Raw genomic sequence first — 10,511 nt, 5'->3', positions numbered from 1 at the left:
CCGACCGCAAACACCTCACCGACGTCCTGCGCCAGGCCGCCGCCCACCCCGGCACCGCACTCGTCGAGATCTACCAGAACTGCAACATCTTCAACGACGGCGCCTTCGAAGCCATCAAGGACAAGCAGCAGGCCCAGGAAGCCGTGATCCGCCTGGAACACGGACAGCCCATCCGCTTCGGCACCCCCCACACCGAGGGCGGCCCCGGCTCGAAGGGCGTCGTACGCGACCCCGCCACCGGAGACCTGCGCGTCGTCACCGTCACCCCGGAGAACGAACCACTGATCCTCGTCCACGACGCACACGCCACCTCCCCCACCACCGCGTTCGCCCTCTCCCGCCTCGCCGACCCCGACACCCTCCACCACACCCCCATCGGAGTCCTGCGCTCCGTCGACCGCCCCGTCTACGACACCCAGATGGCCGACCAGCTCGACGCGGCCGTCGAACAGCACGGCAAGGGCGACCTGGCGACCCTCCTCACCGGCGGCGACGCCTGGACCGTCGTCGGCTGACCGCGCCCCTTCGGCACGCACTGCCGAACCCGAACGCGAACCCGCCGAACCGCGAGGCCCGGTTCCTCAGGACCGGGCCTCGTCGTACGCGTGGCGGGCCTTCTCCACGTCGTCCATCCGGTCCATGCTCCACAGCGCCAGGGCGCGCACCTGCGTGGCGGCCTCGCGGCCCAGGTCGGTGAGCGAGTAGTCGACACGCGGCGGGATGACCGGCTTGGCGTCCCGGTGCACGAGTCCGTCGCGCTCCAGGGTCTGCAGGGTCTGGGTGAGCATCTTCTCGCTGACCCGGCCGATGGACCGGCGCAGCTCGCTGAAGCGGTACGAGCGCTCCATGAGCTCGATCAGGACGAGGACGCCCCAGCGACTGGTGACGTGCTCCAGGACCAGCCGATAGGGGCACTTCGCCTCGGCGCTGCCGCAGTTGCCCGCCTTGTTCGCCGCGGCCAGTGTTGATCCTGTCCCAGACGTCACAGGCGTCACAGGCGTCGCGGTTGCCGAACCGGTCGAAGTCGTCGAATCCACCGAGGTACTTACTGTCATGCCAGTACCTTACTTCAAAGTGGGTACTTTCCACAGGTTAGTGCAGCCCTTACGGTGAGTGCCATACCCACCCCACGCAAGGAGTTGTTTCCACCATGAGCATCGTCGTCACCGGAGCCACCGGACACCTCGGCAAGCACGTCATCGAGGGACTGCTGGAGCAGGTCCCGGCGGACCGGATCACCGCAGTCGTCCGCGACGAGGCGAAGGCCGCGGACTACGCCGCCCGCGGCGTACGGATCGCGGTCGCCGACTACAACGCTCCCGAGACCTTCGACGGTGTCTTCTCCACCGGCGACAAGGTGCTGCTCATCTCCGGCAACGAGTTCGACAAGGGCCGCGTCGGCCAGCACAAGGTCGTCCTCGACGCCGCCAAGGCGGCCGGCGTAGCGCTGTTCGCGTACACCAGTGCTCCCGGCACCCTGACCGCCGCGCTGGCCGACGACCACCGGGGTACCGAGGCCGCGATCCTGGCGTCCGGAGTGCCGTACACCCTGCTGCGCAACGGCTGGTACAACGAGAACTACACCGACAACCTCGCCCCGGTCCTCGAACACGGCGCCGTCGTCCAGGCGACCGGCGAGGGCCGGATCTCCTCCGCCGCCCGCGCGGACTACGCGGCCGCCGCCGTGGCCGTGCTGGCCGGCGAGGGCCACGAGGACAAGACGTACGAGCTGGGCGGCGACGAAGCGTGGAGCTTCGCCGAGTACGCCGCCGTGGTGTCGAAGGCGACCGGCAAGGAGATCGTGTACAGCTCCGTCCCCGCCGAGACGTACAAGGGCATCCTGACCGGCGCCGGGCTGCCCGAGCCGTTCGCCGCGATCCTGGCCGGTGTGGACGAGTCCATCGAGAAGGGCGAGCTGGTCGTCACCAGCGGCGACCTCTCCCGGCTGACCGGCCGGCCGACCACGCCGATCGCGGAGTCGGTCGCGGCGGCGCTCAAGGGCTGAGCCCGGCGGACGAGCACCCTCGCCTGTCATGACCGTATGACGATACGGGCATGACGTGCGGGGGTGCCGGGCGCTACCGTCTTGGAGGCTGTGCGTGGCTCGGGTGCCGCGTGATCCGCAGCCGGCGAGAAGGAGGGGCCGTGCCGGTGGAGTCCGAGGGCGGGCAGCACATAGGTCCGGAGTCCAGTGGCCAGGAGCCCGTGGGTGCGGAGTCCAGGCATCCGGGGAGCAAGGGGCCGGAGTCCAAGGGCGAACAGCGGATCGGTCTGCTGAACGGTTTCGCGGCGTACGGCATGTGGGGGGTCATCCCGCTCTTCTGGCAGTTCCTCGAACCCGCCGGAGCCGTGGAGATCCTCGCCCACCGCATGGTCTGGTCACTCGGTTTCGTACTGATCGCCCTCGCGGTGACGCGTCGCTGGGCCTGGGCCGTCCCGCTGCTGCGCCAGCCGCGCAAGCTGGGCCTGGTCACCGTCGCGGCGGCCGTCATCACCGTCAACTGGGGCGTCTACATCTGGGCCGTGAACGCCGGCCACGTGGTGGAGGCGTCGCTCGGTTACTTCATCAACCCGCTCGTCACCATCGCGATGGGCGTCCTGCTCCTGAAGGAGCGGCTGCGGCCCGTGCAGTGGGTGGCGGTCGGCGTCGGCTTCGCCGCCGTGCTCGTACTGACCGTCGGATACGGCCAGCCGCCGTGGATCTCCCTCTGCCTGGCCTTCTCCTTCGCCACGTACGGACTGGTGAAGAAGAAGCTCAACCTCGGCGGTCTCGAATCGCTGGCCGCGGAGACCGCCGTCCAGTTCCTGCCCGCGCTCGGCTACCTGGTGTGGCTGTCGGCCCAGGGCGACTCGACCTTCGGCCGTGAGGGCGCCGGGCATTCGGCGCTGCTGGCCGCGACCGGTGTGGTGACCGCCCTGCCGCTCGTGTGCTTCGGGGTGGCGGCGATCCGGGTGCCGCTGTCCACGCTGGGGCTGCTGCAGTACCTGGCACCCGTGCTGCAGTTCCTGCTCGGCATCCTGTACTTCCACGAGGCGATGCCTCCCGAGCGGTGGGCCGGGTTCGCGCTGGTGTGGGCCGCGCTGTCGCTGCTGACGTGGGACGCGCTGCGCACGGCCCGGCGGTCCAGGACGGTGCTGCGGAACGCGACGATCGCCGCGGTCGCCGCGGCCTCGGCGACCGCGAAGACCTCCGGTCCCGCCTCGGCCCCGCCCCCCGGCCTCGCCCCGGACGCGAGCCCCAACCCCAGTCCCGGCTCCGGTCCCCATTCGAGTACGGGCGTGGGTACGGGCAACAGCGCGGGTCCGGGCAAGTGAGCCGCCGTCAGTAGTCGGTGTCCTTGCCGAGGAACAGTTCGGCGAAGCCGGCCGCGGCGGCGGGCGAGCCGAGGGTCCGCCGCAGCCGCGCCGTCGCGACGCCCGCGCGGAACGGATCCCCGGACGAGGCACCGTGGTACACCTCGGAGAGCCACTGCGAGAACTCCTGGTACTGCCACACCCTCCGCAGGCACGTCCGCGAGTAGCCGAGCAGTCCGCTGTCGTCCCCCTTCCCGTAGTGGGCGACGAGCGCGTCACCGAGCAGCAGGGAGTCGTGGATCGCGAGGTTCATGCCCTTGGCGCCTATCGGCGCGAGCAGGTGGGCCGAGTCCCCCGCCAGGTACAGCCGCCCGTACGCCATCGGCTCCACCACGTAGTTGTGCATGGCCAGGACCCGCTTCTCGATCAGCTTGCCCTCGTTGAGCGGCGGGGCCCCGTCCGCCGCGAGCCGTTCGTGGAGCTCGGACCACACGCGGTCGTGCGACCAGTTCGCCGGGTCGTCGTCCGGCGGGCATTCGAGGTAGTAGCGGGTGACCTGCGGACCGCGTGCCATGTGCCCGGCGAACCCGCGCGGATGGATACCGAAGACCACGCAGTCCGAGGACGGGGGCGCCTCGGCGAGCAGCGCCAGCCAGCCGACCCCGAGGTCGTGCCGGGCGATCTCCACGTGCTCCGGCGGCAGGCTGTCCCGGGTCACCCCGCGCGCGCCGTCGCAGCCCGCGACGAAGTCGCAGTCGAGCCGGACGCGTTCCCCTGTCCCCGCGTCCGTGTACGTCACCGAGGGCCGGTCCGTGTCGATCCCGGCCGGCTCGACGTCGCGGACTCCGAAGCGGATGTCACCGCCCCGGACGTCCGCGTACTCCCGCACCAGGTCCGTCACCAGGAGCGGCTGCGGATAGACGTAGTGGCGCTGGCCCGACACATCCGTGTACGGGAACCTGTGGCGCTCCCCCGCGAGCCGGAACTCGCACTCGGTGTGCACCACGGTGTTCTCCAGGAGCCGGTCCGCCAGACCTCGCCCGTCCAGCGCGTGGACCGCCCATTCCTCCAGGAAACCCGCGCGCGGCCGCGTCTCGACGAACTCCCTGCTCTCGTTCTCCAGCACCACGCAGTCCACGGAGGCGGCCCGCAGGATGTTGGCCAGGGTGAGCCCGGCAGGACCGGCGCCCACGACGACCACGCGGGTGCGCCGGGAGGAGACGGAAGGGGACGGGACAGAGGCGGACGGAGCAGAGGATAACGAGGCAGAGGCAGAGGCGGACGGGACGGAGGCGTCTGCGGTCATACGAACAGTATGGCGAAACCGGCGCGCCGGGTCCCCAACTCGCGCACCAGCGCTCGGGATTGACGGGCCACCGCCCCGCCGGCCCCCACCGCCCCGCTCGCCCCGGTCGACTCCTTCGCCCCGGCGGCCCCACGCCGTGGCGTGTCGACGAGGAGCGGCCGGACCGCTATGACTGGTCACCATGACACAGGCCCCCGCACCTCAGCCCGCGCCCTCCCCGCTGCACTGGAAACTCGTCGTCGACACCGCCGACCCGCACGCCCAGGCCGATTTCTGGGGCGCCGCCCTCGGCTATCTGGTCGAGGACCACAGCCCGTTGATCGAGCGCCTGCTGAGCACCGGGGCCGTACCCGCCGAGCTCGTCGTCGAGTCGCACGGCCGCCACGCGTGGCGGGACGCGACCGGCGTACGGCACCCGCAGGACCCGTACGAGAAGTCGAGCGGGGTGGGACTCGGGCGGCGGCTGCTCTTCCAGCGTGTACCGGAGCCGAAGACCGTGAAGAACCGGCTGCACATCGACCTGCACACGGAGCACGGGAAGCGGGCGGCGGAGGCCGCGCGGCTGACGGCACTCGGCGCGACGGTCGTCCAGGAGGTCGAGGAGCCGTCCGGCGCGTGGGTGGTGATGGCGGACCCGGAAGGCAACGAGTTCTGCCTCCACTGACACCCGCCGACGTCCGCTATCCGGTGCACGAACTCGGCTGACCGGAACGCACCCTTGACGAAACGTCAACCTCAGCTTCACCATCAGGCACCCATTCCCGCAAGGAATCCAAGGATCCCAAGGAATTCGGAGCCCCCCACATGAAGCTCTCCGTTCCCGGACGCGCCACGGGTGCCGCCGCGCTGGCGGTCGCCGCGCTGCTCACCACCAGCGCGATGGCCGACGCCGCGCCCGCACGCGTGGCCGCCGCACCGGACATACCCGTGGCCGACGTCAAGGCCCATCTCGCCCAACTGCAGTCCATAGCCACCGCCAACGGCGGCAACCGCGCCCACGGCCGCACCGGTTACAAAGCCTCCCTCGACTATGTGAAGGGCAAGCTGGACGCGGCCGGGTTCACCACCACCGTCCAGCAGTTCACCTCCTCGGGCAGCACCGGCTACAACCTGATCGCCGACTGGCCCGGCGGCGACACCGACCAGGTCGTCATGGCGGGTTCCCACCTCGACAGCGTCACCTCCGGGGCCGGCATCAACGACAACGGCTCGGGTTCGGCAGCCGTCCTGGAGACCGCGCTCGCCGTGTCCCGGGCGCAGTACCAGCCCACGAAGCACCTGCGGTTCGCCTGGTGGGGCGCGGAGGAACTGGGCCTGGTCGGCTCGCGCTACCACGTCAACAACCTCTCCACCGCCGACCGCGCGAAGATCAGCGGCTATCTGAACTTCGACATGATCGCGTCGCCGAACCCCGGCTACTTCGTCTACGACGACGACCCGGCCATCGAGAAGACCTTCAAGGACTACTTCACCGGCCTCGGCATCGCTACCGAGATCGAGACCGAGGGCGACGGCCGCTCGGACCACGCCCCCTTCAAGAGCGCGGGCATCCCCGTCGGCGGCCTCTTCACCGGCGCCAGCAGCACCAAGTCCACGGCCCAGGCCGCCAAGTGGGGCGGCACCGCGGGCCAGGCGTTCGACCGCTGCTACCACTCCTCGTGCGACACGACGGCGAACATCGACGACACCGCCCTGAACCGCAACAGCGACGCGCTCGCGTACGCGGTGTGGGAACTGTCGGAGTAGCACCCAGCCGGACCGGCCCGTTCCCGGGGTGGCCGACGACTACATGCGTGTGCATATACTGCATGCGCGTGTAGTCGTCGTACGCCCTACATGATGGAGCGGAGCCCTCATGACTCGCCACTTCCTTTTCCTCCTGGGCAGCAGCCGCGACCACGGCAACACGGAGCTGCTGGCGCGAAAGGCCGCCGAACAACTGCCCTCCGACGTCACCCAGCGCTGGCTGAGCCTGGCCGAGCACCCGCTGCCGGACTTCCAGGACCTGCGCCACGACAGTGACCACGTCCGGCCGTCCGGCGACAACAGGGCCACGCTCCTGGACGCGACACTCGCGGCGACGGACCTGGTCATCGCCTCGCCGCTGTACTGGTACTCCGTGTCCGCGCACACCAAGCGCTACCTCGATCACTGGTCGGGCTGGCTGCGCACCCCCGGCATCGACTTCAAGGACACGATGAGCGGGCGCACGCTGTGGGGTGTCACCGCCCTCGCCCACGAGGAGGAGGCGGTCGCCGATCCGCTCGTCGGCACGCTCAACAACTCGGCCGCGTACCTGGGGATGCGCTTCGGCGGTGTCCTCCTCGGCAACGGCAGCAAGCCCGGAGACGTACTCACCGACTCCGCCGCCCTGGCCCACGCCAAGACGTTCTTCGCCCAGGAACCCCCGCTCGCCCGCTTCCCGTACGAGAACTGAGCCGCGACCGTCCTGCCAGGCTGCCGGCTGCCCGGCGACCCGGCTACGCGGTGATGTCCTTCGTCGTGAACCGCGCCCAGGCCCCCGCGCCGAACACCGCCGCGTACAGCGCCTGCAGTTCGAGGTTGCGGATCAGGTCGTCCCAGTAGACGGGATCGCGCATGAGGTCGGCGAAGGACAGCCAGTAGTGCGAGAAGAAGTACGGCTGTATCGCGTGGAGCTGGGGTATCTGGTCGAGGATCTGCACGGTGATGAGCAGGCCGACCGTCGTCGCCATCGCCGCGATCCCGCTGTTCGTCAGGGTCGAGACGAACAGCCCGAGGGCCGCGATCCCGATCAGTGACGCGGCGACGGCCACCGCGATCATCAGCGCCCGGCCAAGCCCCTCGCCGAAACTGATGCGCGTGCCGGAGATCGTCGTCAGCTCGCCCAGCGGGAACAGGAGCGCGCCCACGATGAGCGCCGAGGCCGCCACGACGAGCGTCGCGATGACGCAGAAGGCCAGGGTGGTCGCGTACTTGGTGAGGAGCAGGCGGGTGCGTCCCGCCGGGGCGACCAGCAGATAGCGCAGGGTCCCCGCGTTGGCCTCGCCGGCTATCGCGTCGCCAGCGACGACGCCGACCGCCATCGGCAGGAAGAACGGCAGCGTGGCGGCCAGCGCGGTGAACACCAGGAACAGTCCGTTGTTGGTGATCTGCGCGATGAACGCGGGTCCCTCGCCCCCGCCGCCTCCGGCGGACGACCCGTCGCTCGTCTCGATCCGGACCGCGACGCCGACCAGGACCGGCACCGCCGCGAGCACCCCGAGCAGGGCGATCGTGCGCCAGCGGCGGAGAGTGGTGCCCAGCTCGTTGCGCAGCAGGCCGAGGGTCCACAGCAGGCTCGGCGCCCGTCCCCCGGCGGGCCGCTCCCCGGTGGCCCGGTCCGCTGAGGCGTGAGCCGTGGAGGCATGGGTCGCGGCCCGGTCCCCCGCCGGCGGCTCGGTGGTCTCAGCCCGCGACATCGAATCCCTCCCCCGTGAGTGCCACGAACGCGTCCTCCAGCGAGGCCCGTTCGACCCCGAAGCCGCGGACGCGGACGCCCGCGGTCACCAGTGCCGCGTTCACCTCGGCCAGATCGTGGTCCGGCGGGTCGGCGGTCACACGGTCCTCGGTGACCACCACATCGCTCACGCCCTGTTCCTTCAGTACCCGGGCCGCGTCCCCCGGATCGGGGGTGGTCACGACGAGCCGCCCGCGCGCGCCCGCCGCCAGCTCGGCCACCGGGCCCTGGGTGATCAGCCGGCCCTGGGCCATCACCGCGGCGTGCGTGCAGACCTGCTCGATCTCGTCGAGCAGATGCGAGGACAGGAACACGGTCGTGCCGTCCGACGCCAGCTCCCGCACCAGGGCCCGGATCTCACGCATTCCCTGCGGGTCGAGCCCGTTGGTCGGCTCGTCCAGCACCAGCAGCTTCCGCGGCTGCAGCAGCGCGGACGCGAGACCGAGCCGCTGCTTCATACCCAGCGAGTAGGCCTTCGCCTTCTTGCCCGCGGCGGCCGTCAGCCCGACCCGGTCGAGCGCGGTCGCCACTCGCGCACGCCGCGTACGCGGGTCGGCGACCGGGTCCGCGGAGTCGTACCGCAGGAGGTTGTCGCGGCCGGAGAGGAAGCCGTAGAGAGCCGGTCCCTCGATGAGCGCGCCCACGTGCGGCAGCACGGTGCGGGTGGCGCGCGGCATGGGCCGGCCCAGTACACGCGCCGTCCCGGAGGTCGGCTCGATGAGGCCCATGAGCATTCTGATGGTGGTGGTCTTCCCGGAGCCGTTCGGCCCGAGGAAGCCGAAGACGCTGCCTGCCGGGACGGCCAGGTCGAGGCCGTCGACGGCGAGCTGGCCACCGCGGTAGCGCTTGGTGAGCGCGCGGGTGGCGATCACGGTGTCGCCGGTGGCCCCGGGGCCGTCCCCGGCCTCGGTGCCTTCCGTGGTCGCGGGGGCACCGCCGGTCCCGGCCCGGACCCCGGCCGCCTTCGCGTCCGGGGTCGTGCCGTCGGCGCCCGCCGTGCCGCCCTCACCCGTCGTGTCCCCGTCCGCGGTGGACAGTTCCGCCATCGACTCCCTCGATTCGCCGTGCCCCAGGGGAACCCCTCGGTCCCTCCGACCAGGGGGCCGGCAGGACCAGGGCCTACTTCGCCGCGTCGGCCGCCTTCACCAGCGCGTCCTTGGTGACCGCGCCCGCGTAGACCTTGCCGTCGTCCGTGATCAGCGCGTTGACCAGGCGGGTCGAGAAGACCGTGCCCGAGCCGAACTTGCCGCTCACCTGGTCGCCCAGCGAGTTCAGGAGACCGCCCGCGGCGCCCGCACCGGCTCCGGCCGACGGCAGACCCTCGCCACCGGTGTCGAACCGGGCTATGGAACTCCAGCCCTCACCGATGACGTCCAGGCCCTGGAACTCCTTGCCCAGTTCCCCGCCGCTCCCGGGCCGCGCCCGGTCGCCCTTGTCCGCCCGGCCCTCGGAGGCCGACTCGTCGCCCTCGGTGACCTTCGCGCCCTTCGGCGGGCTGAAGTCGAAGGTGGACGCGGGCGGCGCGGAGAAGTCGACCTTGGTGAAGCCCGCGTCGACGACGGCCGCGCCGCCGCTCTTCGGGGTGAGCGTGAACTTCAGGGGCAGACCGGTCTTCGCGTCCACGGCGACGGAGATCGCGCCGACCGTCGAACCGGACTGCTTCGGCTTGATCAGCAGCTTGTAGGCGTCACGGCCGGCGATCCGCGCCGTACCGTCGACGGTCACGGACGTCGTGCCGTCGGCCGCCTTCAGCGCCTCCTCGGCCAGCTCCTTGGGCGTGGCCGGCACGTCCTCGGACCTGTCCTTCCTGTCCTTCGGCCCCTGCCCGGCGGAACCGGCGGCGCCGTCCTTCACGTGGTAGGCCTCGTTCGACGCGCTGTCGTAGGCCCACACCTCGTCGCCGTCGCGGATCACGCTGTACTCGGCGGCCTTGTCGAGGAGCGACAGCTTCTGCTTGTCCTCGCCGTCGGCCGCGACCCGCAGCGTGTGCGTACCGGACGCCAGTTCCATCAGCTTGGACGACGGGTCCGCGGACGAGCCCGAGCTGTCGCCCCTGCCCGCCGCCCCGCCGAGGCTGCTCTCCAGACCGCCGAGGTTCGGCAGGCCCAGGTCCGTACTGATCTTCACCGTGCCGGACAGCTGCTGCACGTCCGAAGCGGCGATCTTCTCGATGAGCTGCTGGGCGCTGACGTCCGGCAGGTCGGGGTCGCCGGAGCCCGCGAACGCCGGGACCAGCCCGATGGTCGCCGCCGCCACCCCCACCACCGCAACGGGAACGACGTATCGCGCGGCTTTGCGCCGGCCGGCGCGTGTGTCGTCGGCCTCGTCCCCGGTCGTGCTGTCGTCGGATTCGTACGGTGCCATGTGTGCCCTACCTCCGTTGTCGGCGGCGGCTTACCGTCCTCGCACTCGTCCACCCCTGGCCGCCATTGT

Annotated in this window: 10 protein-coding genes and 1 pseudogene; 6 read left to right on the top strand and 5 right to left on the bottom strand. The window is 71.0% G+C overall.

Annotated features, from left to right (window positions below):
- A pseudogene (locus ACLVWQ_RS40410) lies at nt 1–515 on the top strand (2-oxoacid:ferredoxin oxidoreductase subunit beta); the annotation flags it as partial.
- Between the two features lie 66 nt (nt 516–581).
- Here the strand turns inward: ACLVWQ_RS40410 and ACLVWQ_RS40405 are convergent.
- A complete protein-coding gene (locus tag ACLVWQ_RS40405) occupies nt 582–962 on the bottom strand; it encodes a winged helix-turn-helix transcriptional regulator (protein ID WP_414114326.1) in 381 nt (126 codons plus the stop codon).
- Between the two features lie 188 nt (nt 963–1,150).
- Here ACLVWQ_RS40405 and ACLVWQ_RS40400 point away from each other — a divergent pair, with 188 nt between their 5' ends.
- Both ACLVWQ_RS40400 and rarD read left to right on the top strand, forming a co-directional pair.
- Complete coding sequence (locus tag ACLVWQ_RS40400; RefSeq protein WP_414114313.1) at nt 1,151–2,005, top strand: SDR family oxidoreductase; 855 nt, start codon at nt 1,151–1,153, stop codon at nt 2,003–2,005.
- Between the two features lie 293 nt (nt 2,006–2,298).
- Nucleotides 2,299–3,315: an EamA family transporter RarD gene (gene rarD, locus ACLVWQ_RS40395; protein ID WP_414114325.1), complete on the top strand. Its 1,017-nt coding sequence runs from the start codon at nt 2,299–2,301 to the stop codon at nt 3,313–3,315.
- Nucleotides 3,316–3,322: 7 nt separating this feature from the next.
- Here rarD and ACLVWQ_RS40390 read toward each other — a convergent pair whose 3' ends face one another.
- Nucleotides 3,323–4,495, bottom strand: coding sequence for a 4-hydroxybenzoate 3-monooxygenase (locus ACLVWQ_RS40390; protein WP_414114312.1), 1,173 nt, complete (start codon nt 4,493–4,495; stop codon nt 3,323–3,325).
- 286 nt (nt 4,496–4,781) lie between these two features.
- Between ACLVWQ_RS40390 and ACLVWQ_RS40385 the strand changes: the two genes are divergently transcribed.
- The 3 genes from ACLVWQ_RS40385 (at nt 4,782) to ACLVWQ_RS40375 (ending at nt 7,037) form a co-directional block, all read left to right on the top strand.
- Entirely contained in the window at nt 4,782–5,264 is a 483-nt protein-coding gene (locus tag ACLVWQ_RS40385; protein WP_414114311.1) for a VOC family protein, read from the top strand.
- A gap of 140 nt (nt 5,265–5,404) precedes the next feature.
- On the top strand, nt 5,405–6,346 hold the full coding sequence (locus ACLVWQ_RS40380; RefSeq protein ID WP_414114310.1) for a M28 family metallopeptidase: 942 nt from the start codon (nt 5,405–5,407) through the stop codon (nt 6,344–6,346).
- A 109-nt stretch (nt 6,347–6,455) separates the two neighbouring features.
- A complete protein-coding gene (locus ACLVWQ_RS40375; protein WP_414114309.1) occupies nt 6,456–7,037 on the top strand; it encodes a flavodoxin family protein in 582 nt (193 codons plus the stop codon).
- Between the two features lie 43 nt (nt 7,038–7,080).
- On the opposite strand, the gene ACLVWQ_RS40370 is transcribed toward ACLVWQ_RS40375, so the two are convergent.
- The 3 genes from ACLVWQ_RS40370 to ACLVWQ_RS40360 form a co-directional block, all read right to left on the bottom strand.
- On the bottom strand, nt 7,081–8,040 hold the full coding sequence (locus tag ACLVWQ_RS40370; protein WP_414114308.1) for an ABC transporter permease: 960 nt from the start codon (nt 8,038–8,040) through the stop codon (nt 7,081–7,083).
- Entirely contained in the window at nt 8,027–9,124 is a 1,098-nt protein-coding gene (locus tag ACLVWQ_RS40365; protein ID WP_414114307.1) for an ABC transporter ATP-binding protein, read from the bottom strand. Before ACLVWQ_RS40365 ends, ACLVWQ_RS40370 begins: the two co-directional genes overlap by 14 nt.
- Nucleotides 9,125–9,197: 73 nt before the next feature.
- Entirely contained in the window at nt 9,198–10,442 is a 1,245-nt protein-coding gene (locus tag ACLVWQ_RS40360) for a LolA family protein (RefSeq protein ID WP_414114306.1), read from the bottom strand.
- Nucleotides 10,443–10,511: the final 69 nt, after the last annotated feature.

It is taken from the genome of Streptomyces sp. CWNU-52B (genome assembly GCF_047444975.1).
In the GTDB taxonomy this organism is placed as follows: domain Bacteria; phylum Actinomycetota; class Actinomycetes; order Streptomycetales; family Streptomycetaceae; genus Streptomyces.
Note: the sequence above shows the minus strand (reverse complement) of the source record. Positions and strands in the feature narration are given on the sequence as shown.